Source organism: Oleiphilus sp. HI0132, assembly GCF_001635845.1.
The window spans coordinates 1-498 of record NZ_LWGJ01000922.1; the positions used below are offsets into that span (position 1 = coordinate 1).

Below are 498 nucleotides of genomic sequence, written 5' to 3' on the forward strand. Positions count from 1 at the left end.
TACTCCGACATATCAAAGCGAACCAACTCAATACCTAATACAGTTGCTAACTGCTTAGTTACTTCAGTCTTACCAACACCGGTAGGACCAGAGAACAAGAATGCACCATCAGGCTTCTCAGGCGACTTCAAACCGGCGCGAGAAAGCTTGATTGCCGTTGATAAAGACTCGATTGCCTTATCTTGACCAAACACTAGCATTTTAAGATCGCGCTCAATATTCTTAAGCATATCTTTATCAGAACTTGTCACGCTACGAGGAGGAATTCGCGCTATTTTAGCCACCACATCTTCAATATCCTCGACATCAATCAAGTCACAGCGCTGATCAGCTTCTTTCAAACGCTGACTAGCACCCGCCTCGTCTATCACATCGATGGCCTTATCAGGCATATGACGATCAGTAATATAACGTTCAGCCAGCTCTGCTGCGGAGCGCAATGCTTCATCCGTATACTTGAGTTCATGATGTGCTTCAAACTGAGGTTTCAGACCTCGC

1 pseudogene is annotated in these 498 nt (G+C 45.4%); it reads right to left on the minus strand.

Annotated elements, in window-relative coordinates:
* A pseudogene (locus tag A3766_RS10395) lies at positions 1–498 on the minus strand (AAA family ATPase); the annotation flags it as partial.